24 protein-coding genes are annotated in these 25,036 nt (G+C 42.6%); all 24 read left to right on the forward strand.

Features of this window, described 5'->3' with window-relative positions; genetic code table 11:
• Nucleotides 1-34 precede the first annotated feature (34 nt).
• Entirely contained in the window at nt 35-322 is a 288-nt protein-coding gene (gene rpsF, locus GGQ95_RS12230) for a 30S ribosomal protein S6 (RefSeq protein WP_066150806.1), read from the forward strand.
• Nucleotides 323-349: 27 nt separating this feature from the next.
• On the forward strand, nt 350-844 hold the full coding sequence (ssb, locus tag GGQ95_RS12235; protein WP_044745160.1) for a single-stranded DNA-binding protein: 495 nt from the start codon (nt 350-352) through the stop codon (nt 842-844).
• 127 nt (nt 845-971) lie between these two features.
• On the forward strand, nt 972-1,208 hold the full coding sequence (gene rpsR, locus GGQ95_RS12240; protein ID WP_027408127.1) for a 30S ribosomal protein S18: 237 nt from the start codon (nt 972-974) through the stop codon (nt 1,206-1,208).
• Nucleotides 1,209-1,276: 68 nt separating this feature from the next.
• Complete coding sequence (locus GGQ95_RS12245) at nt 1,277-2,206, forward strand: YybS family protein (RefSeq protein WP_066150801.1); 930 nt, start codon at nt 1,277-1,279, stop codon at nt 2,204-2,206.
• Between the two features lie 38 nt (nt 2,207-2,244).
• A complete protein-coding gene (locus tag GGQ95_RS12250; protein WP_080862679.1) occupies nt 2,245-4,218 on the forward strand; it encodes a DHH family phosphoesterase in 1,974 nt (657 codons plus the stop codon).
• On the forward strand, nt 4,215-4,664 hold the full coding sequence (gene rplI / locus GGQ95_RS12255; RefSeq protein ID WP_044745163.1) for a 50S ribosomal protein L9: 450 nt from the start codon (nt 4,215-4,217) through the stop codon (nt 4,662-4,664). Before GGQ95_RS12250 ends, rplI begins: the two co-directional genes overlap by 4 nt.
• Before the next feature lie 98 nt (nt 4,665-4,762).
• Entirely contained in the window at nt 4,763-6,127 is a 1,365-nt protein-coding gene (dnaB, locus tag GGQ95_RS12260; RefSeq protein ID WP_044745164.1) for a replicative DNA helicase, read from the forward strand.
• A 147-nt stretch (nt 6,128-6,274) separates the two neighbouring features.
• Nucleotides 6,275-7,561: an adenylosuccinate synthase gene (locus GGQ95_RS12265; protein WP_044745165.1), complete on the forward strand. Its 1,287-nt coding sequence runs from the start codon at nt 6,275-6,277 to the stop codon at nt 7,559-7,561.
• A 160-nt stretch (nt 7,562-7,721) separates the two neighbouring features.
• On the forward strand, nt 7,722-8,438 hold the full coding sequence (gene yycF, locus GGQ95_RS12270; RefSeq protein ID WP_044745202.1) for a response regulator YycF: 717 nt from the start codon (nt 7,722-7,724) through the stop codon (nt 8,436-8,438).
• A 10-nt stretch (nt 8,439-8,448) separates the two neighbouring features.
• A complete protein-coding gene (walK, locus tag GGQ95_RS12275; protein WP_159720675.1) occupies nt 8,449-10,278 on the forward strand; it encodes a cell wall metabolism sensor histidine kinase WalK in 1,830 nt (609 codons plus the stop codon).
• On the forward strand, nt 10,259-11,605 hold the full coding sequence (locus tag GGQ95_RS12280; protein WP_066150789.1) for a YycH family regulatory protein: 1,347 nt from the start codon (nt 10,259-10,261) through the stop codon (nt 11,603-11,605). Before walK ends, GGQ95_RS12280 begins: the two co-directional genes overlap by 20 nt.
• Nucleotides 11,592-12,377, forward strand: a complete 786-nt coding sequence (locus tag GGQ95_RS12285) for a two-component system regulatory protein YycI (RefSeq protein WP_080862681.1) — start codon at nt 11,592-11,594, stop codon at nt 12,375-12,377. The genes GGQ95_RS12280 and GGQ95_RS12285 overlap by 14 nt, the downstream gene beginning before the upstream one ends.
• Nucleotides 12,378-12,385: 8 nt before the next feature.
• Complete coding sequence (gene yycJ / locus GGQ95_RS12290) at nt 12,386-13,174, forward strand: exodeoxyribonuclease YycJ (RefSeq protein WP_044745204.1); 789 nt, start codon at nt 12,386-12,388, stop codon at nt 13,172-13,174.
• 113 nt (nt 13,175-13,287) lie between these two features.
• Nucleotides 13,288-14,502 carry a S1C family serine protease gene (locus GGQ95_RS12295; RefSeq protein WP_159720991.1) on the forward strand — a complete coding sequence of 405 codons (1,215 nt, stop codon included), beginning with the start codon at nt 13,288-13,290 and terminating at the stop codon, nt 14,500-14,502.
• 97 nt (nt 14,503-14,599) lie between these two features.
• Entirely contained in the window at nt 14,600-14,755 is a 156-nt protein-coding gene (locus GGQ95_RS12300; RefSeq protein ID WP_082063770.1) for a CxxH/CxxC protein, read from the forward strand.
• A gap of 92 nt (nt 14,756-14,847) precedes the next feature.
• Nucleotides 14,848-15,318, forward strand: coding sequence for a 23S rRNA (pseudouridine(1915)-N(3))-methyltransferase RlmH (gene rlmH / locus GGQ95_RS12305; RefSeq protein WP_221212103.1), 471 nt, complete (start codon nt 14,848-14,850; stop codon nt 15,316-15,318).
• A 141-nt stretch (nt 15,319-15,459) separates the two neighbouring features.
• A complete protein-coding gene (locus GGQ95_RS12310; protein WP_183186882.1) occupies nt 15,460-15,597 on the forward strand; it encodes a PhzF family phenazine biosynthesis protein in 138 nt (45 codons plus the stop codon).
• Nucleotides 15,598-15,610: 13 nt separating this feature from the next.
• A complete protein-coding gene (locus GGQ95_RS12315) occupies nt 15,611-17,128 on the forward strand; it encodes an MDR family MFS transporter (RefSeq protein WP_369815660.1) in 1,518 nt (505 codons plus the stop codon).
• 292 nt (nt 17,129-17,420) lie between these two features.
• Nucleotides 17,421-18,443, forward strand: coding sequence for an ATP-binding cassette domain-containing protein (locus tag GGQ95_RS12320; RefSeq protein ID WP_183186883.1), 1,023 nt, complete (start codon nt 17,421-17,423; stop codon nt 18,441-18,443).
• Nucleotides 18,440-19,255, forward strand: coding sequence for an ABC transporter permease (locus GGQ95_RS12325; protein WP_080862685.1), 816 nt, complete (start codon nt 18,440-18,442; stop codon nt 19,253-19,255). The genes GGQ95_RS12320 and GGQ95_RS12325 overlap by 4 nt, the downstream gene beginning before the upstream one ends.
• A 373-nt stretch (nt 19,256-19,628) precedes the next feature.
• Entirely contained in the window at nt 19,629-20,717 is a 1,089-nt protein-coding gene (locus tag GGQ95_RS12330; protein ID WP_066150768.1) for an N-acetyltransferase DgcN family protein, read from the forward strand.
• Nucleotides 20,714-21,826, forward strand: a complete 1,113-nt coding sequence (locus GGQ95_RS12335) for an alanine/ornithine racemase family PLP-dependent enzyme (RefSeq protein ID WP_197431032.1) — start codon at nt 20,714-20,716, stop codon at nt 21,824-21,826. Before GGQ95_RS12330 ends, GGQ95_RS12335 begins: the two co-directional genes overlap by 4 nt.
• 460 nt (nt 21,827-22,286) lie before the next feature.
• Entirely contained in the window at nt 22,287-23,429 is a 1,143-nt protein-coding gene (locus tag GGQ95_RS12340) for a glycerate kinase (RefSeq protein ID WP_159720667.1), read from the forward strand.
• 146 nt (nt 23,430-23,575) lie between these two features.
• Entirely contained in the window at nt 23,576-25,027 is a 1,452-nt protein-coding gene (locus tag GGQ95_RS12345) for an alanine/glycine:cation symporter family protein (protein WP_066150763.1), read from the forward strand.
• Nucleotides 25,028-25,036 lie beyond the last annotated feature (9 nt).

The following is a 25,036-nucleotide window of genomic DNA, read 5'->3' on the forward strand; positions in this document are numbered from 1 at the left end:
ATAGAGCCGTTTAGACCAAAAGGAGGTGACTGGAATGAGAAAATATGAAATTATGTATATTATCCGCCCGAACATGGATGATGAAGGAAAAAAAGCAGTAGTTGAACGCTTCAACGGCATCCTAGCAGAAAACGGTGCGGAAATCACGAACGTAAAAGAATGGGGTAAACGTCGTTTAGCTTATGAAATCAATGACTTCCGCGACGGTTACTACATGATCGTAAACGTGATGTCTGAGCCAAAAGCAGTGCAAGAATTCGACCGTTTAGCGAAAATCAGCGAAGACATTATTCGTCATATCGTTGTTAAAGAGGAAGAATAATTCCGTGATTTTTAAGGAGTGGTTCTGATGATTAACCGCGTAATTCTTGTAGGGAGACTTACAAGAGACCCAGAATTGCGCTATACTCCAAGTGGAGTAGCTGTTGCCACGTTTACATTAGCTGTTAATCGCCCGTTTACAAACCAGCAAGGCGAACGTGAAGCAGATTTTATAAATTGCGTCGTCTGGCGTCGTCCAGCAGAGAATGTGGCGAACTTCTTAAAAAAGGGAAGCTTGGCTGGCGTGGATGGCCGTTTGCAAACGAGAAGTTACGAAGGGCAAGATGGAAAGCGTGTGTACGTAACCGAGGTGGTTGCTGATAGTGTTCAATTTCTTGAGCCTAAAGGTAGTACGGAACAGCGTGGTGCAGCAACAGGCGGCTATTATGGAGAGCCTTATCCATTTGGACAAAATCAGAACCCGCGTCACACAACCGACCCAGGCTATAGTCGCATCGATGAGGATCCGTTTGCTCATGATGGACAGCCTATTGATATATCCGATGACGACTTACCGTTTTAATCATAGATCGCAAAGACGGCTTTGGATCGTACAAGCACCTGCTTGCGCGTGAAAAGCCGAAACGAGACATTTGAACGTAAACTTCATTTTGGATATCATAATTGAAAAAAGAAAGGAGGAAAATAAAATGGCAGGACGTAAAGGCGGACGCGCAAAACGTCGCAAAGTTTGTTATTTCACAGCAAATGGAATTACACACATCGATTACAAAGATGTGGATACGTTAAAGAAATTTATTTCTGAGCGCGGCAAAATTTTACCACGCCGTGTAACAGGTACAAGCGCGAAATATCAACGCAAATTAACGGTAGCAATTAAACGTGCTCGTCAAATGGCATTATTGCCATACGTAGCGGGTGAATAAAAGAAAAAGCAGTAAGGGGGGACGGCATCCTTACTGCTTTTTTTGATGATAGGAGGGATTCGGTTCGGATGAAAAATACATATGTACTGACAGAAGCGGCGATTCAGCTGGCGATTTTTATTGTACTATTTTTAATCTTTTTGTACGTTCCATTTTTATCGGTGGTTGCGCTTTTCTTTTTATCTCTCCCTTTTATCGTGTTTACAATGAGACATGGCTATGCTCCAGGATTCATGTTGCTGGCTGTGGCCCTTATTGTCTCTTCCCTAATCGGTTCATTATTATCGCTACCCGTTGTGCTGATGTTTGGAACAAGCGGAATTGTGATCGGCATTATGTTTGCAAAAAAGAAAAACCGCTATTTAATTTTAACAGTAGCGACTCTTGTGTTTTTGGTCAATATCGTGCTTGATTATATCATTTCAGTCAAATTTTTTAACTTAGACATTATTGCTCAAACGCTTTCAATGCTAAAAGAATCCTTTCATGCCTCTATGCAAATCATGAAAGGAATGGGACAAGAGCCCCCGAAAGAAATGCAAGATCGCTTCCAACAAATGTTGGAGTTTGTGCAATACATTATACCGTCCGTGTTTGTTTTATCAGCGCTTGCTGCTGCTTATTTAACGATCATGGCTTCGATTCCGATTTTAAAACGCTTAAATATGCCGATAGGAACGTGGCCTCCTTTTCGTCATATTATGCTACCAAAGCCGCTTTTATGGTATTACCTGATTATACTATTAGCGACATTTTTTCCATTAGAAAAAGGATCCTTTGTCTTTATTGCCGTTATTAATCTCTATTATGTATTACAGCTTTTGTTTTTGATTCAAGGTTTTTCTTTCCTCTATTATGTCGCTGAGCAGAAAAAAATGGCAAGAAGCATCGTTGTAGTCGGAACGTTGTTTTGCTTCTTTCTCCCTTTTTTGCTTTATGTTATTGTAATATTAGGTATAATTGATTTAGGATTCGAATTACGGAAACGCATTCGCTAGGCGATGGGATTATTTTTATGGTTTAGGAGCTGACATGAATGTCTCATTTTTATAAAAAGAAGGCATACCGCTATCCCCTTTATGCATTAATGATGATTGCGCTCGGACTAATAGGAGTGATCGCTTATTTCCAATGGATTTTGGGGTTAGCCAGTTTTTTGCTCCTCGCTTTTGTGCTTTATTATGTCGTAAAATCGCAGCGTACGCTCTATACGGAGCTTGAACAGCATATTTCTAATTTATCCCATAGGCTAAAAAAAGTGGGCGAAGAGGCCTTGATGGAAATGCCGATTGGGATCATGCTGATTAATGACGATTATGTAATTGAATGGACAAACGTATTTTTGACATCCTGCTTTGGGGAGCAGACGTTGGTAGGCCGCTCGTTATATGATGTTGCTGACCAATTAATTCCGCTGATTAAACAAGAAGTTGACACAGAAATGATTGATATTCATGATCGGAAATTTCAAGTCATTATTAGGCGGGAAGAAAAGCTGTTATATTTCTTTGATGTAACTGATCAAATTGAAATCGAAAAACAATATGAAGCAGAACGAGTGGTATTAGGCGTTATTTTTCTCGACAATTATGATGAGATTACTCAAGGAATGGACGATCAATCAAAAAGCCAGCTGAACAGCCAAGTCACTTCGATGCTGAATAAATGGGCGCATGATTATGGATTATTCCTTAAACGAACATCCTCTGATCGCTTTGTCGCTGTATTAAATGAACAAATTTTACAGCAGCTTGAAAAAGGCAAGTTTGCGATTTTGGATGAAGTTCGCGAACATACCATGAAGGATAATGTTCAATTAACATTGAGCATTGGCATTGGTACAGGCGTTTCTTCGCTACCGGAGTTAGGGGCGCTTGCCCAATCTGGTTTGGATTTAGCGCTTGGCCGCGGAGGCGATCAGGTGGCAATCAAACAAGCCAATGGGAAAGTAAAATTTTACGGCGGGAAAACAAATCCGATGGAGAAACGCACGAGAGTGCGGGCCCGTGTTATTTCCCACGCATTAAAAGAGCTAGTTGTTGACAGTGATAAAGTCATGATTATGGGACATAAATATCCAGACATGGATGCAGTAGGCGCTGCCATCGGTGTGTTAAAGCTTGTTCAGCTTAATCAAAGAGAAGGGTTTATCGTTTTGGATACGAATCGTATTGATGCAGGTGTTCAACGGCTGATTGAGGAAATTAAAAATTACCCGGAACTTTGGTCAAGATTCATTAAACCGGAACAAGCGCTTGAGCTTGTCAGCGATGATACCTTGTTAATTATTGTGGATACGCATCGTCCTTCACTAGTGATTGAAGAGAAACTAGTGTTTCGGACCGATAATATTGTGGTGATTGACCATCATCGCCGCGGTGAAGAATTTATTAATAATCCGCTGCTTGTATATATGGAGCCTTATGCTTCATCAACCTCAGAACTCGTAACCGAGCTGCTTGAATATCAACCGCAGCGCATGCGGCTGACGATGCTAGAGGCAACATCGCTGCTAGCAGGAATTGTGGTTGACACGAAAAGCTTTACGCTGCGAACCGGCTCTCGTACGTTTGATGCTGCTTCATACTTGCGTGCTCAAGGAGCCGATACGGTATTAGTGCAAAAGCTGCTCAAGGAAAATATCGCCAACTATGTAAAAAGAGCTAAAATCATTGAAAATGCCTCTATTAACGCAAAAGGAATCGCTATTGCGAAAGGAAGCCCAAATGAAGCATATGACCAAGTTCTAATCGCTCAAGCGGCTGATACGCTTCTGACATTGAATGGGGTAGTGGCTTCCTTTGTGATTTCGAAGCGCACAGATAATCTGATCGGAATTAGCGCCCGTTCGCTCGGAGACATCAATGTTCAGGTCATTATGGAGAGCCTGGGAGGCGGCGGCCATTTAACGAATGCTGCCGTTCAGCTGGCTGATACAACGGTTGAAGAAGCAGAGCATCGTTTGCGTGCAGCCATTGACGAGTATTTAGAAGGAGGAAAAAAATCATGAAAGTTATTTTTCTAAAAGATGTAAAAGGAAAAGGCAAAAAAGGCGAAATTAAAAATGTGGCAGACGGTTATGCTCAAAACTTTCTTTTTAAGCAAGGGCTCGCCGTTGAAGCGACTCCTACTAATTTAAAGGCGCTAGAAGCACAAAAAAATAAAGAAAAACGTCAAGCAGAAGAGGAATTGGCAAAAGCGAAGCAGTTAAAAGAGCAATTGGAGCAACTGACCGTACAGCTATCAGCAAAAGCTGGTGAAGGCGGTCGCCTCTTCGGCTCCATTACAAGTAAACAAATTGCAGAAGCGCTGCAAAGCCAATTTCAATTGAAAGTGGATAAACGCAAAATTGAATTAGAGGATGCGATTCGTGCATTAGGCTATACAAATGTACCTGTTAAACTTCATCCGGAAGTAACGGCAACATTAAAAGTACATGTCAGCGAACAAAAATAACCTGATAAAAAATGTGATTTTATGGGGAATCCCCCATACAAATCACATTTTTCTTATGAGAATCGTTACCCAACAGCATCGAAAAGGTGGTGAAAGAGATGAATGATCTATTTGCAGAGCGCATTCCGCCACAAAATATTGAAGCAGAGCAAGCCGTACTTGGTGCGATTTTTCTTGATTCTTCGGCGCTGACTCCCGCTTCTGAGCTTTTAATACCAGAAGATTTCTACCGTGCTGCTCATCAAAAAATTTTCCACGCGATGCTCAAAGTGGCTGATAAAGGAGAGCCTGTCGACTTAGTAACAGTAACTGCAGAGCTCGTAGATTCCAAAGCGTTGGAAGAAGTGGGGGGAGTATCATATTTAAGCGAATTAGCTGATGCGGTTCCCACTGCTGCCAACGTTGAATATTATGCGCGCATTGTGGAAGAAAAATCGATTTTGCGCCGTTTAATTCGTACAGCCACCTCTATTGCGCAAGATGGCTACACACGTGAAGATGAGGTTGATGTACTGCTGAACGAAGCGGAAAAAAAGATTATGGAGGTGGCGCAGCGGAAGCATTCTGGTACGTTTCAAAATATAAAGGATGTGCTTGTTCAGGCGTACGACAATATTGAAATGCTTCATAACCGCAAAGGGGAGATTACTGGAATCCCGACCGGCTTCACCGAGCTTGACCGCATGACGGCTGGATTTCAGCGCAGCGACTTAATCATTGTTGCTGCTCGTCCCTCTGTTGGAAAAACCGCTTTTGCGTTAAACATTGCGCAAAATGTGGCGACACAAACGAACGAAAACGTTGCCATTTTTAGCTTAGAGATGAGCGCTCAACAGTTGGTTATGCGGATGCTGTGTGCCGAAGGAAATATCAATGCCCAAAATTTGCGGACAGGAAAGCTGACCTCTGAAGATTGGGGAAAATTAACGATGGCGATGGGAAGCTTATCGAATGCAGGAATTTATATTGATGATACCCCTAGCATTCGCGTCAGTGAAATTCGGGCGAAATGCCGCCGCTTGAAGCAAGAGAGTGGTCTTGGGATGGTATTGATTGATTATTTACAGCTCATTCAAGGAAGCGGAAGGAATAGAGAGAATCGCCAGCAAGAAGTATCTGAAATCTCCCGCGCGCTAAAAGCGCTGGCCCGTGAGCTAGAAGTACCCGTTATTGCTTTATCGCAGCTTTCCCGCAGCGTTGAACAGCGTCAAGATAAACGGCCGATGATGTCCGATATTCGTGAATCGGGAAGTATTGAACAGGACGCAGATATCGTCGCCTTTTTATATCGCGACGATTATTATGATAAAGAATCGGAGAATAAAAACATTATTGAAATTATTATTGCTAAACAACGGAATGGTCCTGTTGGCACGGTGCAGCTCGCCTTTATTAAAGAATATAATAAGTTTGTAAATTTAGAGAGACGTTTTGATGATACACAAATTCCTCCAGGAGCCTAAAAGCTGAACGGTTCTTTGGATAAGCATTTCCATTTTTATACGAATAAAAAAGTGAAATATCTATCCAATGTTCGTGTTTCGTTGACTTTAGTCAATAAAAGTGCTACACTTACTATGTTTACATTGAGTAAAGTGGAGGTGCTCGCCATGTCTTCGGTAGTTGTTGTTGGGACACAGTGGGGAGATGAGGGAAAAGGAAAAATTACCGACTTTTTATCAGAAAATGCAGAAGTGATCGCAAGGTATCAAGGCGGAAATAATGCGGGACATACGATTGTTTTTCATGGAGAAAAGTATAAGCTGCATCTCATTCCATCAGGAATTTTTTATAAAGATAAAATATGTGTCATCGGAAATGGAATGGTGGTTGATCCGAAAGCTCTTATTGCTGAGCTGCAATATCTACATGATCGGGGCATTTCGACGGACAACTTGCGTATCAGCAACCGTGCTCATGTGATTTTGCCATATCATCTAAAACTTGATGAAGCGGAAGAGGAGCGCAAAGGAGCCAATAAAATCGGCACAACTAAAAAAGGAATCGGTCCGGCGTATATGGATAAAGCAGCCCGAATCGGCATTCGTATTGCTGATTTATTAGATCGTGACGTATTTGCGGAAAAACTTGCCCGCAATTTACAAGAGAAGAACGTTTTATTTGAAAAAGTGTACGGAATTGAAGGATTGAAACTTGAGGATATTTTTGAAGAGTATTATGGATACGGACAACAAATTGCGCAATATGTATGCGATACATCTGTCGTGCTAAATAACGCTTTGGATGAAGGACGACGTGTGCTATTTGAAGGCGCGCAAGGCGTCATGCTGGATATTGATCAAGGAACGTATCCGTTTGTGACTTCTTCTAATCCAGTGGCTGGCGGCGTTACAATTGGGTCAGGAGTAGGACCGACAAAAATTAAACATGTGGTAGGAGTAGCGAAAGCATATACAAGCCGTGTCGGCGATGGCCCGTTCCCAACGGAATTACATAATGAAATTGGCGATCGCATTCGCGAGGTTGGAAGAGAATATGGTACAACAACAGGGCGTCCACGCCGCGTGGGCTGGTTTGATAGCGTAGTAGTCCGCCATGCTCGCCGAGTCAGCGGAATTACGGATTTATCATTAAATTCCATTGACGTATTAACAGGAATTGAAACGTTAAAAATTTGTGTGGCTTATCGCTATAAAGGAAATATCATAGAGGAATTTCCGGCAAGCTTGAAGGTGCTAGCGGAGTGCGAACCCGTCTATGAAGAGCTTCCAGGCTGGACGGAAGATATTACAGGCGTTAAAAGCTTAGACGAACTGCCAGCGAATGCTCGTCATTATGTAGAGCGCATTTCACAGCTGACAGGCATCCCGCTTTCTATTTTCTCTGTTGGTCCAGATCGTTCGCAAACGAACGTCGTTCGCAGCGTGTATGCCTAACGATTAGAAATAAAGCATAGATACGAGCGGTATCTATGCTTTTCTTTTGCCGAATTGGCAATGGGTAGTAAGTGAATTCCCGTAAATAACATGATACATTATTAATATGGAGCTTTTTTTGCGAATGAATCCATCGGATAAGGAAAGGATGTGAATGATGATGGAAAAACGAATTCTTGTGGTAGATGATGAAAAACCAATTGCTGATATTTTACAGTTTAATTTGCAAAGAGAGGGCTATGAAGTCATTTGTGCATATGATGGTATAGAAGCATTACAAAAAGTGGAAGAAATTGAACCTGATCTCATTTTGCTTGATATTATGCTTCCGCAAAAGGATGGCATGGAGGTATGCCGAGAGGTGCGGAAAAAATATGATATGCCGATTATTATGTTAACAGCAAAGGATTCTGAGATTGATAAGGTACTTGGATTGGAGCTAGGAGCTGATGACTATGTCACGAAGCCGTTTAGTACAAGAGAGCTGTTGGCACGCGTTAAGGCGAATTTGCGCCGTCATCAGCCAAATGCTAATGTTCAAGATGATGAAGAGAACGATGATATAAGCGAAATTACAATCGGATCGCTTGTCATTCGGCCAGATGCTTATATTGTATTAAAGAGAGGAGAAACGATTGAACTAACACACCGTGAATTTGAATTGCTTCATTATCTAGCGAAGCATATTGGACAAGTCATGACGAGGGAGCATTTACTGCAAACGGTGTGGGGATATGATTATTATGGAGATGTCCGCACTGTGGATGTGACGGTTCGCCGTTTGCGAGAAAAAATTGAAGATAATCCTTCGCATCCGACATGGATCGTGACGAGACGCGGTGTAGGATATTACTTGCGCAACCCAGAACAGGAGTAAAGGAAGCATCATGAAAAAAGTAGGCCCATTTCGTTCGATTCATTTTAAGTTTGTGCTGATTTATGTCTTATTAATTCTCGTTGCGATGCAAATTATCGGTGTGTACTTTGTGAGAGAATTGGAAACACAGCTTGTTCAAAGCTTTAAAACTTCGCTGAATGAGCGAATCACATTGCTTGCTTATAACGTAGATCAAGCAATGAACAAAGACCGAGATGCTAAAAGTCCAACATTGGAAGAAGAAATTCGCTCCCTTCTTCATGATTTTGTCTCGCAGGATATTTCAGAAGTCAGTGTTATTGATGATAAAAGCAAGGTGCTGGCTACTTCCAATCCTTATATGCAAAACATTGTCGGAAAACGGACAACGGAAATTTTTGTCAAGCGGGCGCTTGTGACGGGCGAAATGGTTGACCGAGCATTCATTGACCAGAAAACGGGCCATCGGATGTATATTTCTGCCACTCCGATTAAGATGAATAATGAAATTAAAGGAGCCATCTATGTGATTGCATCTATGGAAAATGTATTTTCACAGATGCGGCAAATCAACAAGATCTTTGCTACCGGGACAGGAATTGCCCTAGCTATTACAGCGGTACTAGGGATTTTGCTAGCTCGTACGATCACCCGGCCCATTTCTGATATGCGCAGACAGGCATTAGCCATGGCAAAAGGCAATTTTTCAAGAAAAGTAAAAGTATATGGATATGATGAAATTGGCCAGCTCGCCATGACATTTAATAATTTAACGAAGAAGCTAGAGGAGGCGCAGGCCACAACAGAAGGAGAACGGCGCAAATTAGCTCTTGTGCTTACGCATATGACAGATGGCGTTATTGCGACGGATCGCCGTGGCAAGATTATTTTGATTAACGATGCGGCGCTCAATATTTTAAATGTTTCACGTGAAACAGTGCTTTCCAGCTCGATTGTTGATGTGCTTGGATTGGAGGATCAGTATACATTTGAAACATTAATTGAAGAAAGAGATTCGCTCATTTTGGACTTTAGTACGGAGGAGGAGCTTTATATTTTGCGCGCCTCCTTGTCTGTGATTCAAAAGGAAACAGGATTTGTCAACGGTTTGATCGTTGTACTGCACGATATTACAGAACAAGAAAAAATCGATCAAGAGCGAAGAGAATTTGTAGCTAACGTTTCACACGAGCTAAGAACGCCACTAACAACGATGAAAAGCTATTTGGAGGCGTTGGGAGAAGGATTATGGAGAGATGAACAGATTGCTCCACGTTTTATTGAAGTAACACAGACAGAAACGGAACGAATGATTCGATTAGTCAATGATCTGTTGCGGCTTTCGAAATTAGATAGTAAAGACTATAAGCTAAATAAATCTTGGGTTAATTTCTCGAGATATTTTCATAAGGTGATTGATCGTTTTGAATTGACGAAAAACGAAAATATAACGTTTATTCGCAAAATCCCTGACGAAGCGATCTTTGTTGAAATTGATGAAGATAAAATTACGCAAGTACTTGATAATATTATTTCAAATGCATTAAAGTATTCTCCTCAAGGCGGTAATATTACATTTCGTGTAAAAGAGCTGAATAATGAAATTTTAGTCAGCGTAACAGATGAGGGAGTTGGTATTCCTAAATCTGATCTCGCTAAAGTATTTGACCGTTTTTATCGCGTGGATAAGGCGCGCTCTCGCAAGCTAGGTGGAACAGGGCTTGGATTAGCGATTGCCAAAGAGGTCGTTGTTGCCCATGGCGGGAACATTTGGGCAAAAAGCCAAGAGCATAAAGGAACGACCATTTTCTTTACATTACCGTTGGAACGGATTCAAGAGGATGAATGGGATGAGGTATGAAACAGCGAAAACGATTGTGTTGACGGTTTTGGTGTTAACAAGCATTTTGTTTACATGGGGGCTATGGACCTATCACCCAAAATATGATGTGATCCAAAATGGTGAATACGTCCAAAACGTATCTGTCAGTAATGCGCAAGTAGATCCATCGATGATTGTACGTCCTTCGCAAATATTGATTCATAAAAATGCAGCTCATTACGGATTGATAGAAGAAACGGAAATAAATAAATTGTTTAAAAACATGAAAAAGTGGACGTTTGATGATTTTGAGAATGTTTCCTCAACGGTATCCAAAGAAAGCTTTTTGTCTTTTATTCATGGAAGAGGGAAAATAGAAATTATTTACCCTGACGAAATTCCAATGAATATTTATCAAACCATTTTTCAAATTGACGATCGAGGGCTAGATAGTATTGGCTTTGATACGATCATCATTCCTGTAGAAAAACATTCAAGTCTTACGGTTTATTTTGTCTCTACAGAACGCCGTAAAATATACAAGGCTACGGCCAAGGATGTTCCATTTGAAGAAATCAATCAGTTATATGAACATACGGAGAAGCTACCGCGTTATTTTGCTTACAACGTAAGTGAAACAAAAACGTTGTTTCTACCAGAAAAAGAAATGACAATGGATCGTTTGCAATATTATACAGATGAGCTTGATACAGATAAATTTAAAGAGGCCTTATTTAGTGATCCGAGCTTCGTAAAAAAGGACATCTTGACATTTGGAGAGGAATATACAGATGGATCGCGGCTGATGGATGTTGACTTTTTGCAAAAGCTGCTTTTATATGTAAATCCAGCGGCTAAATATACAATTGGGCCATCCAGTGAAGAAAGCGCATCCTTGATTCAAAAAAGTATTGATTTTGTCAATGAGCATGGCGGTTGGACCGACATGTACCACTTTGTCCAATGGGATCGTGAAGAACGAAAAGTTGTCTTTCGTCTTTTTGTGAACAATCATCCCGTTTTCAATAACTATGGAATGTCAGAGATTGTTCAAATTTGGGGAGCAGCTGAAATCAACAAATACCAACGTCCGCTATTTCGCCTCGAAATTCCAGATCGCACAAGCGTACCAGTTCAACTACAGTCCGGACGGCAAGTGATTCAACAGCTGGAAAAAATAAAAGGCTTTAAAAAGGAATTGCTGACGGAGGTCACGTTAGGATATGAGCTTGTGAAAGATCAAGAAAGAGAAAAGGTGGTTGTATTAGAGCCGGATTGGTTTTATTTATATAATGGAACATGGAAAAAGTTCTCTGATGATGACTCAGACGAGATGAGGGGAGGCAATGCTGTTGGATTGGAATAAAACAAAGACGATTTTTATTATTACTTTCCTCATCCTGGATCTTTTTTTAGGGTATCAGTTTATCCAAAAACGCAACAGCAGCCAATTAGATGTTCTTTTAGAAGAGACCATTGAAGAACAGTTAGCAGCGAACGGCATCACGTATGTAGATATACCAAAAGAAATTAAAAAGGCCTCCTATGTTAGCGGTAAAAGCAAGATCTTTACTCGAGATGAAATTGCCAAATTAAAGAATCAAAAAATCACAGCAAGCGACCAATCCGTGCTACAAGCAACCTTTATCCATCCGGTAGCTATTGGCGATTTTGAAGATGCTTACAGTTTAAATCAATTTTTGCAGCAAAACATTATTCATGGGAAGGATTACGCGTTTTGGGAATATGATAATAAATCGAAAACGATTACTTGTTATCAAAAATATAACCGCAGAATGATTTATAAAAATTCAAGCGGCAAGCTGCTGCTGCACTTAAATGAGAAAAATGAAGTCGTCTCATATGAACAAACGCTATTGGACGATCTAGAGGAATATGATAAAAAGCAAGAAATTATTCCGGCGATTAAAGCGATCGAAACATTGTATAAAAAAGATTATTTAAAGCCGAAGGACCGAGTGACGAAAATTGAGATCGGATATTATGGGCTTGTGCAATTTACGGCTTCACAAGTGTTAACACCAACATGGCACATTGTAGTGAATGAAAAGAAAGATTATTTTATTCATGGCTTTGAAGGACAGATCATTAACGATAAAGGAAATGTGTTGGAGTGAATAAGATGATGCAGTTTAGCGTCCTGGCAAGCGGCAGTACAGGAAATGCTTTTTATATTGAAACAGAAAAGCAGCGCTTACTTGTAGATGCGGGACTTAGCGGTAAACAAATGGAGGAGCTCTTTAAGCAAATCGAACGTTCTCCGCAAAATTTGACCGCGATTTTGGTCACGCATGAACATAGTGATCATATTAAAGGACTAGGAATCATGGCGAGAAAATATCAGCTACCGATTTATGCCAATGAAAAAACATGGAGGGCCATGGAAGGGTTAATAGGTGACATTCCGACAGAACAAAAATTTATCTTTCCATTAGGGGATGTCCGTTCGTTTGGTGATTTAGATGTCGAGTCATTTGGAGTATCCCACGATGCAGCAGAGCCGATGTTTTATGTGTTCCATCATGATGGCAAGAAGCTCGCGTTAATTACTGATACAGGATATGTGAGCGATCGAATGAAAGGAACGATTCAACATGCCGATGTCTTTGTGTTTGAAAGTAACCATGATGTCGAAATGCTTCGGATGGGGCGCTATCCTTGGAGCATTAAACGACGCATTTTGAGCGATGTCGGACACGTGTCTAATGAAGATGCGGCACTGGCCTTGACCGATGTCATTGGCGATCAAACAAAGAGAATTTATTTGGCCCATTTAAGCCAAGATAATAACATGAAAGAACTCGCTCGAATGACAGTTGAACAAACATTAGAAAATCGGGGATTTGGGGTCGGACAACAGTTTGAAATTTGCGATACGGACCCGAAAGTGCCAACCAAGCTGGTGTATGTTTAACATTGATTTTGCAAAGGATGGACTATTGCCATTGAAAATGGATTTTTGTTAAAAGCGGGCAGTATAATAGAAAGAGGCACGACCTTTGAATGGAAAGGATTGGTGAGTCGCACGTGGGATATTATGATGATCATTATGGGGAGTATCGTCAAAAGCGGAAAGGCAACCGCAGAGGTGCATTTTTTTCCGGACTGGTTGGTGCGATTTTAGGAGCATTGCTGGTGACCTTTTCGATTCCTGCGCTATCAAGGTGGGATGTACTCCCGTATAATGTAACACCAAAGCAAGGAGAAGAACAAACGGGGGAACCGGGCCATTATCCAACGGTTCAAAAAAACGTCTCCGTCAATGTTACTTCTCAAGTGACAAAAGCGATTGATAAGGCATCTGATGCGGTGGTCGGCGTCGTAAACATTCAAGAAGCCAGCTTTTGGTCTGAAGGTGGTGAAGCTGGTACAGGCTCAGGCGTCATTTACAAAAAAGCGGATGGAAAAGCCTTCGTTGTTACAAATAATCATGTTGTCGAAGGCGCCAGCCAATTGGAAGTGAGCTTAAAAGACGGGACGCGGGTGCCAGCGAAACTGTTAGGCACCGATGCATTAACAGATTTAGCCGTTCTTGAAATCAATGCCCAAAAGGTTGGGAATGTAGCTGAGTTTGGGAATTCTGATGTCGTGACGCTAGGAGAACCAGTAATAGCGATTGGGAATCCGCTCGGCCTGCAATTTGCGGGATCTGTTACCGAAGGGATTATCTCAGGAAAAAACCGGACCATCGAAGTGGACTTGGATCAAGATGGATTGCCGGATTGGAATGCGGAAGTATTACAAACAGACGCTGCCATTAATCCTGGAAACAGCGGCGGAGCCCTTGTTAATATTGAAGGGCAAGTGATCGGCATTAATTCAATGAAAATTGCCCAAGAAGAAGTTGAAGGAATCGGCTTTGCGATCCCGATTAATTTTGCCCGCCCTATTATCGCGGATTTAGAACAATATGGACAAGTGCGCCGCCCTTATATGGGAGTCGAGCTTCGTTCGCTAAGTGATATTTCGTCCTACCATTTACAAGAAACGCTGCATTTGCCGCCTGATATTACCGAAGGAGTAGCGATTATTCAAGTAAGACCAGGGTCTCCGGCAGATCGTGCAGGACTTAGACAATTTGATGTCATCATTGCATTAGATGATCAAAAGGTGAGCGACGTACTTGACCTTAGAAAGTACCTGTATACGAAAAAAGCCATTGGCGATAACATGAAAGTGACCTTTTATCGCAATGGGAAAAAGGAAACGGTGACCATGAAGCTTACGAAAGAATCGCTTTAAGGGGAAAGAATCTATCAAGCAGGCCCAAAGAAAACAAGGAGCGGAATAGGACGCTCCTGTTTTCTTTGTCCACAAGTGGATAAAGGGGGGGAGAACGATGATTATGTGTTGTGAAGAACATATGGAGCTGGCCATTGATGTGTATGTGGATAATCATGAAAAAGCGCCAGAAATTTATCCTTTACCTGTGGATAAGTATGATGGAATATGCGAATATTGTTCTCGTCAAGCCGCATATATAGTGGGGAACTAATGTTTCTGCACAATATGTGGATAGATGTTGTGTATATGTGGATAAATTTTGTTGATAGGATGTTTATAAAGTGGGGATGACTTGTGAATATAATGGTTTTATCGGTAGGGAAATTAAAAGAAAAATATTTAAAGCAAGGTATTGAAGAATATGTGAAAAGGCTGTCTGGGTATGCGAAAATGGAAATCATTGAAGTCGCTGATGAAAAAGCGCCGGAGAATTTAAGCGATCAAGAAATGAAGCAAATCAAAGAGAAGGAAGGTGAGCGGATTTTAGCTAAAATCTCAGATGATATGCACGTCATTGCTTTGGCGATTGATGGGAAGATGAAGTCATCTGAAGAATTTGCCATCCATTTAGATAAGCTAGCCACCTATGGTACGAGCAAAGTCGCTTTCGTAATTGGAGGCTCGCTCGGATTAAGTGAAAAGGTAATGAAGCGGGCCAATGAATCACTTTCTTTTTCACAAATGACCTTCCCGCACCAGCTGATGCGGCTTATTCTTCTTGAACAAATTTACCGCGCGTTCCGGATTAATCGTGGAGAACCGTATCATAAATAGAGGTAAAGCAAAAAAACGGCTTAGATAGGCAAGCAGGGTATAGCCTCTGGTTATCACTCGATAACAAAGATGTATTTCATGTGGGTATACTAAATGCGGTATGATGACAAGTGAACACGATTAGAAGGGAGCATGATTTCCATGAAGCAAATTCCTGTATACCACGTGGATTCGTTTACGAGCGAACAATTCGGAGGGAATCCTGCCGGTGTAGTTATTGCTGAAGAAAGAAATGCCTTGTTTCCAAAAGAGGAGAAAAAATTAACAGATCATAAATAAAAGGGGAATGTCTATGAACTTGCAAGAAAGCAAAGTTGGATTCGTTGTAGTCGGTCTATTATTAGGAATATTAATGGCTTCAATGGATAATACGATTGTATCCGCTTCAATGCCAACCATTGTAGGGGAGCTTAATGGGCTAGATCAATTTATTTGGGTGACTTCGGCATATCTCGTAGCGACGATGGCTAGTATGCCGATTTTTGGGAAATTATCAGACATGTATGGCCGGAAACGGTTCTATTTATTAGGCCTGACTATTTTTGTTATCGGTTCGGCTCTTTGCGGAGCCGCACAGAGCATTGTGCAATTAAGCATTTATCGGGCCATTCAGGGAGTTGGCGGAGGCTCATTAATGCCGATTGCCTTCACCATTATTTTCGATATTTTCCCTCCGGAAAAACGGGGAAAAATGACAGGATTATTTGGCGCTGTGTTTGGTTTATCTAGCGTCATTGGTCCGTTATTAGGCGCATATATTACCGATCAAATTAATTGGCGCTGGATTTTTTATATTAACTTGCCTTTAGGGATTTTATCTTTATTTTTGATTGCTCAGTTTTATAAAGAAACGCTTCAGCTGAAAAAACTTAAAGTTGATTGGTTTGGGGCCCTTACTTTAGTTGGTTCCGTTGTCAGCTTGATGTTTGCGTTAGAGCTTGGCGGGAAAGAGTATGATTGGAATTCTGTCCAAATTATTTCTCTATTTTTGATTTTTGCTGTCCTTTTCGTATCCTTTATCTTGATTGAACGGAAAGTATCAGAGCCGATCATTTCATTCAGCTTATTCAAAAGACAGCTCTTTGCAGCAACACAAGCCGTGGCATTTTTTTATGGGGCCGCCTTTATTATTACAACGGTCTTAATTCCTCTTTTTGTTCAGTCTGTATACGGAGGAACGGCCACTAACTCGGGGATTATTTTAATTCCGATGATGCTTGGCTCAGTGGTGGGAAGCCAAGTGGCGGGCCGATCTGTGAGATGGTTCAGCTATCGTAGCATTATGCTTGTTTCTGTTGTTTTATTTTTTATGGGCATGTTTCTATTAAGCACATTAGATGTCAATACGGCCCGCTCCACTGTGACGATTTTTATGATTATAGCCGGCCTTGGCATGGGCTGCTCCTTCTCTTTGTTAAGTATGGCAACACAGCATAAGATCGAACCGCAAAAACGGGGAATTGCGACATCGACAAATACGTTTTTTAGAACATTAGGAATGACCATTGGAGTGACCATTTTTGGCACGATCCAAAACCATATATTAAAAGGTGATTTAAAAGATGTGTTCGGCCATATGAGCGGATTTGCTGGAAAATTGGATTCAAACACTTTATTATCAGCGGATGTTCAAGCAAAAATACCGCCAGACATCCTTCATAAAATTGCGGATGCGATGGCCAATTCTGTTGCTACCACTTTTAAATGGACATTAGTGCCCATCCTATTAGCATTTATATCCATTGTTTTGATGGGCAAAGAAAGAATGGTAATTCCGGTCAAAGAAAAAAGCGGCGAACAAGTTTCATAATCAGCATCAAAAGGATCAGGGAAAAGCCCCCTGATCCTTTTGATCATTTTAGGAACAGACTTTCTAAAAGATGACTCATTCCATCTTTATACATGGAGAATGTTTCTTGCCGTTTGCCAACGCGACATAAATTAGCTGCTCCCATAAGCAATACAAACGGACGGACGCTTTGGCGGAGAGCATTTTTCCCGTATGGGTGTACAAGCTCATGATTAGTCATTCATTGTTCATATTCTGTTCATAAACGTGTGTTACCATCAGTCATGTACTCAGTTGTAGAGGAGGAAATGAAATGGGACATATCCAGCGAACAGTGTCAGACAATGGTCATTGGGCTATTGAAGCGCACGGACTTGTTAAAGTTTTTGGCGATAAACGAGCGGTTGATGGAGTTCATCTCAATGTGCGTGCGGGTACGATTTACGGCGTACTTGGGCCGAATGGAGCGGGGAAGACCACGACCGTCCGAATGCTGGCGACCTTGTTGCGGCCGGATGAAGGATCAGCGCGCATTTTTGGCTATGATGTGGTGAAGGAACCGCAAATTGTGCGACAGTTGATTGGCGTGACAGGCCAGTATGCATCGGTGGATGAATCGCTCAGCGCGATCGAAAATTTAGTGATTTTTTCTCGTCTGCTGGGATTAAGCCGCACAGAGGCGCGTCGTAAAGCGGCAGAGCTGCTGGAGGAGTTCGGCTTGACCGAAGCGGCGAAACGCCCGTTGAAGCATTTCTCCGGAGGGATGCGGCGCCGTCTCGATTTAGCCGCAAGCTTGATTGCCCAGCCGCCACTTATTTTCTTAGATGAACCGACTACAGGACTGGATCCGCGCACACGCAATCAAATGTGGGAGACGATTCGTCGCTTAGTAAAGCAAGGCTCAACCGTCCTTTTAACAACCCAGTATTTGCAAGAGGCTGATGAGCTAGCTGACCGAATTGCCGTCATTGACCGCGGTCGAGTGGTTGCTGAGGGAACAGCAGATGAGCTGAAAGCGTCCGTCGGCAGTTCGTCGCTACAGTTGAAAATTCAGCAGGAAACGGATATCGAGAAGGCTTGTCAGACCGTTGAAGGGGTGCTGAAGGTCCGAGCCAATGTGTCATTGGAAACGGGAAAAATTACGGCGCCGATGGCAGACGCCGACCGAGTGACGGATTTGCTGATCGCTCTTCGCGAGGCCGGAATCCATTTAGCTGAGTTAAGTGTTCAGAAACCAACGCTTGATGAGGTCTTTCTCACCATTATTGGACATGGGGTGAAGGAAGACGGGGACATTTTTGCGACATCTAACGAAACAACGGAGGTGGGGATATGAGACATTCTGCTAGCGAGCTCATGGCTAAGCGTCAACTAAAAAGCAGATTAAGCTTTGGCCAGACGGTACGCAACTCGTTGACGATGGCCTATCGGGGTGTCTTGAAGATCCGGCGCACACCGGAGCAATTATTTGATGTCACGCTCCAGCCCATCATCTTTACGTTAATGTTTACCTACATTTTTGGCGGAGCGATTGCGGGAAATGTGCAAAGCTATTTGCCGATTATCATTCCAGGTATTCTTGTGCAGACCGTGATCGGGACATCGATTGTGACGGGGGTTCAATTGCGCGAAGATATGGACAAGGGCGTGTTTGACCGTTTTAAATCACTGCCTATTGCCCGTATTGCTCCACTTGCGGGCGCTCTTTTAGCCGACACCATCCGCTATACCATTGCGACCGTTCTTACCTTTGTGATGGGGTATATCATGGGCTATCGTCCAGAAGGGGGACTAGGTTCTGTCGTCATCGCCGCGGTTTTTGTCATTGTGTGTTCTTGGGCAATCAGCTGGATCTTCGCTTTTTTTGGCGTTATTGCCCGTACGGCTTCAAGCGTACAAGGAATCTCGATGCTTGTGCTGTTTCCTCTTACTTTTCTTTCTAATGCTTTTGTGCCAGTCAAGACAATGCCTGATTGGCTCCAATGGTTTGCGAAGATCAATCCGATCTCACATATTATTACCGCTGTCCGCAATTTAATTAACGCTGGAACCATTGGTTGGGATTTCGCCGTTTCCCTCATCGGCGCCGCAGTCATCGTAGCCATCTTTGCACCTATCACGGTCCGTGTATATATGCGTCGGGCATAAACAGGATATCGTGCGCCCATTCGTGCACGGTATCCTAATAAATCACACTCAACATCATGATCTTGTTTTTCGTGATCATAGAGTTTGCTTGGTTATATCAAGCAATGAAATACCAAGCGAAACGGGTACATGCGAGTCAGCGATGAAACAGCTAGAAAAGAGCAAAATAGTTCACATTTTTCATTGAAATGATTTATAATCTTAATTAAGAAACTTCTTCCACGCGAAAATACCTCACCAGCCATAAGACCGTTTTGATGAAGGACATCTTTCTTCCTAAAGGAATGGATGATTACATGACTTCAGGAAGCTGGTAAGGTGTTCTTTTTTATGGAAAAAATTGATTTCACATGAGAAGATGGAGGGATTCTGTATGAAGAAGTACGCCATTGTTTATTGTGAAAATCAATTTGGCTCCATGGATGGAAAAACGGCCAATGGATTAATCCGCAGCTCAGGCTTGTATGACATTACAGCGGTGATTGACAGCACAAAAACAGGAAGGGATTCAGGAGAGTTTTTGGATGGCAAAAGGAATGGGATTCCGATTTGCAAAAACCTTCAAGAGGCCATCGCGGTGTCTAAGCAAAAGCCAAGCTACTTCATCCTCGGTATTGCCCCTGCTGATGCTTTCCTAAAAGAAGGAGAACGAAGAGTCATTATTCAAGCGATGGAAGCCGGAATGAATATCATCAACCCGCTTCAGGAGTTTCTTACAGAAGATGAAGAAATGATGCGTATCGCCAGCCGATGCGGCGTGGAAATCCGTGACATTCGCAAGCCGAAACCAAAAAAAGAGTGGACACTATTTACAGGACAAATATTGCAAATACCGACACCGATTATTGCCGTGTTGGGAACGGATGGGGCATGTGGAAAACGAACCACGGCCATGATCCTTGACAGGGCATTGCAGAAACGCGGCTACCGAACCGCTTTTATCGCAACCGGACAAACAGGGCTGATTCAAGGAGCTTCCTATGGGTTTGCTATGGATGCGTTTCCATTGCAATATATGATTGGCGAACTGGAGCGCGAGATTGTGAGAGCCTATGAAAATGAAAAACCCGATATAATGATTGTCGAAGGACAGGGAGCATTAAGCCATCCTGCCTATGTCAGTTCAGCGGGAGTTTTAAAGGGAGCAAGACCTAAAGCTGTGATTTTGCAGCATCCTCCCAAACGAAAAACGCTAGGGGATTTTCCGTTTATGAAAATGCCGACTGTCCAAAGTGAAATAGATTTAATCGAACATTTCGGCCAAACAAAGGTCATTGCCATCACTTTGAACCACGAAGGAATGTCGGATCAAGAATTGACAAGGACGATAAGAGAGTATGAGCAGAAGTTCCATCTGCCCGTGACAGATGTTTTAAAAATAGGTCCTGATAAAGTAGTCGATCGAATCATTGAATATTTCCCATCATTGCAAAATAAGGCTCAATCTGGGGTGGCGATATGATGAAGGAAATCGCCCCAAGAGTGGAAATCGATCTTAGAAAAATCAAACACAATGCTCAAGTTTTAAAAAAGCTATATGGAGAAAAAGGAATTCAAATTACCGGAGTGGTCAAAGGAGTCGGAGCCAGTCTGGAGATTGCCAAGACGCTTATTGAAAGCGGAATAACCAGCTTGGCGGATACGAAAATCGTCAATCTCAAAAGAATGAGAATGGCTCAATTGAACGCGACATTCATGCTGATCCGAACTCCTGCGTTGAGTGAGATCGAACAAGTGGTTCAATTTGCCGATATGAGCATGAATACCGAGATTGAGGTCATTCGGGCCCTTTCAGCAGAAGCGGTAAAGCAGCATAAGGTGCATTCTGTGATTCTAATGGTAGAAATGGGAGATTTACGTGAAGGAATTATGCCTGAGGATGTCCCAGACTTTATTCGTCAAGTTTTACCGCTTCCGGGAATCCGAATGGCTGGTCTTGGCACTAATTTTGCTTGTTTTGGCGGAATCATTCCAACGGAACAGAAAATGAAGGAATTTTCGGATTTGGTGAAAACCATCCAAAAACAATTTTCATTATTGCTTCCATATGTTTCGGGAGGAAATTCTGCTAACTACCAGTGGTTTAAGAATACGAAAGATGTCGGCATGATGAATCACATTCGGCTTGGAGAATCTATTTTTTTAGGACGAGAAACGGTTCATGGGTCGCCTATTCCAGGGTTATATCAAGATGCCTTTTGCTTAGTGGCAGAGGTCATTGAGTCGAAATGGAAACCGTCGGTACCGTTTGGAGACAGAGGAAGAAACGCGTTTGGAGAAACCGTATCATTTAAGGACAGGGGCATGATCCGCCGCGCGATTGTAGGAATCGGGCGGCAAGATGTACTAGTAAGCGGACTGACTCCTGTAACGCCTGTTGAGATACTCGGTTCCAGCAGCGATCATATCATTCTCGATGCCAAAAGCAGCTCTTTACGTCCAGGAGATGAGGTCAGATTTTCCTTGAATTATGGAGCGATGCTTTCTGTTATGACGTCTCCTTATGTTTATAAAAAGTATTTGCACGCTAGCGAAAAAGATGATAGCTCTGTTAACAGGACATCAGCTTAAGCGTAAGCAAATAAGAGAATCCTTTCTCCCCCCTGCACGCAGGAGATGGAACAGCGTACCATGAAAAAGAAGGCGCGCTTCCATTTTTGCGTGCAGGGGAAATTTTATGGCGAAAGTCTATCCATCTAATTGGATGTCTCAACATTTTCTCCTCAAAATAAGTAGGGATGGAGGTCGCGTGATTGGTTATTCGGTTCTCGGTCACGCTGAGGAGTGATCGAGACAAGTCTTTGTGCTTTTGAATGGGGATATATAGCGTCCAACTAGATATTGTTTCTCTTTTCTAAAGATCCGTTATAAGCTTATAGAGAGAGGTATATGAAACAACGGCAAACTGCAACAGCGGTGATGGATGCTGGGAAACTAAGTTGTATATACATAATAGACGTATCCAAAGTGGATGGGGCTGTCATAAGACACTTACATTTTACTCAATGAAAAAAGATGGGGGAGAAAATGGATGAAAATTGTCATTGCGCCTGATTCATTTAAGGAAAGTTTAGCCGCTATCGAGGTCGCTCGTGCGATTGAGAAAGGGTTTCGTGAGGTATTTCCCGAGGCGGAGTATGTATGCATGCCAATGGCTGATGGAGGAGAAGGAACGGTTCAAGCGTTGGTTGCGGCTACGAAAGGCCGGATTGTGGAACGAGAAGTCACAGGACCTTTAGGAGAACCTGTTCAGGCGTGTTTTGGGCTGCTTGGTGATGGAAAAACAGCGGTCATCGAAATGGCAGCCGCCTCAGGCTTGCATTTAGTCCCTAATAACAAACGAAATCCATTGATAACGACAACAAAAGGGACAGGAGAGTTGATCCGGGCCGCTCTTGATGAAGGAGCGAACCACTTGATCATCGGGATCGGCGGAAGCGCGACAAATGACGGAGGAGCAGGAATGGTGCAAGCATTGGGAGGCCGTTTGTTAGATAAACATGGAAAAGACATTGACCCTGGCGGAGGAAATCTTGCTAAGCTTGCATCGATTGACCTTTCCTCATTAGACCCGAGACTGAGCCGGGTTAAAATAGAAGCGGCTTGCGACGTAGTAAATCCGTTAATCGGTCGGCAAGGGGCGGCAGCCGTCTTTGGTCCGCAAAAAGGAGCGACACCGGAAATGGTGCTGCAACTTGAGCAAAATTTGCGTCATTATGCGGATATGATTGAACGAACCGTCGGAAAACGAGTACATGATGTTCCCGGAGCTGGTGCGGCGGGAGGATTAGGAGCGGGCTTACTTGCTTTTTTGAATGCGGAACTAAAACGAGGGATCGACATCGTGCTGAACGCTGTGCAATTCGAGCGACGCATCCGTGGAGCCTCGCTTATTATTACGGGAGAAGGACGCATCGATGGACAGACGATCTACGGAAAGGTGCCAATCGGTGTAGCAAAAGCCGCCAAGTCATATCACATTCCGGTTTTAGCTATAGCGGGTTCGCTGGGAGACGATTGCAGCGCTGTACTATGTCAAGGCATTGATGCCATTTATAGTATTGTTCCTGGCATTATTTCGCTGACGAAAGCAATCGAACAGGCAGAATATTATATAACACAAACAGCGAAAAATATCGCAGTAGCATGCAAAATAGGCATGAATATGAAGTAAAACATCCTGTTTTAAGGATGTTTTTTATTTTGGAGTAAAAATACAGTTAAAAAAATAGTAAATTTATTTTATAATATTTAATGATTCTGTTATTTAACAATATAATTGTTTTTTTTCTGTTATTAAACAAAAAGGGAGGAATTTTCTTGGAGCAGTTTATTGAACGGTTAAATCAGCTGATTTGGAGCCCTGCTCTTATTTATCTTTGCATCGCGGCAGGTTTATTCTACTCGGTGGCCACTCGTTTTTTGCAGTTGAGATACTTAAAGGATATGATAAAGCAAATGTTTGAAGGCCGCAGTTCAGAAGCCGGCATTTCTTCATTTCAGGCGCTGTCGCTTGCGTTATCTGGGCGCGTCGGTACCGGAAACATTGCAGGTGTCGCGACAGCCATTGCTTACGGCGGACCAGGTGCTGTTTTTTGGATGTGGCTAATTGCTTTTTTAGGTGCAGGTTCAGCCTTTGTGGAAGCTGCTTTGGCACAAGTATATAAAGTCAAGCAGGATGGGCAATTTCGCGGCGGGCCCGCCTATTACATTGAAAAAGGCTTAAAAATGAAATGGTATGCGGTCTTGTTTGCAGTTGTTACTGTTTTGGCTACAGGTGTGCTGTTGCCGGGAGTACAAGCGAATAGTATTGCCGCGGGAATGAAAAATGCGTTTGGAGTGAGTCCAATCATAACTGGTATTGGATTGGTGCTGATTTTAGCAACGATTATTTTTGGCGGAGTCAAACGCATTGCACGTGTTGCAGAGTTTGTCGTTCCATTTATGGCACTAGGCTATATTGTCGTTGCTTTGTTTATTGTTTTCTCGAATATGGCTCAGATTCCAAGTGTGCTTGCTTTAATTTTTCGAAGCGCTTTTGGCGCGGATGCCGTATTTGGCGGGATTTTCGGTTCTGCCGTTGCTTGGGGAGTGAAGCGAGGCATTTATTCCAATGAGGCAGGACAAGGTACAGCGCCGCATGCAGCAGCAGCGGCTGAAGTGTCGCATCCGGCCAAACAAGGATTGGTGCAAGCTTTTTCTGTATATATTGATACATGGTTTGTATGTTCTGCCACGGCATTTATGATTTTAATTACTGGGATGTATAATGTGACGCCAGAAGATGCGGCGCCGATTGTTCAAACGCTTGGCAATGTGGAGCCAGGTCCGATTTATACGCAAAAAGCGGTGGAAACCGTCTTCCCTAGCTTGGGTGCCCCATTTGTGGCGATTGCGCTTTTTTTCTTTGCCTTCACCACAATTATGGCTTACTATTATATGGCTGAGACGAATGTTACGTATATTATGAGGAAAATCAACATAAAGTGGCTGCCAATTGCATTAAAGGTGCTTATTTTGTTGATGGTTTTTTATGGAAGTGTTAAAACAGCGGAAATGGCGTGGGCGCTCGGCGATATCGGCGTTGGAAGTATGGCATGGCTCAATATTGTTGCGATTCTTCTTTTATCGAAGACAGCTTTACGAGTGTTTAAAGACTATGAGAATCAGAAAAAAGCTGGGAGGGACCCTGTATTTGATCCAGTCAAATTAGGAATTAAAGACGCGGAGTTTTGGGAAAAAGAGTATCAGTCCTCTGAAAAATCAGCATAAGAAAAGCTG

The organism is Anoxybacteroides rupiense (genome assembly GCF_014196195.1).
In the GTDB taxonomy this organism is placed as follows: Bacteria; Bacillota; Bacilli; order Bacillales; family Anoxybacillaceae; genus Anoxybacteroides; species Anoxybacteroides rupiense.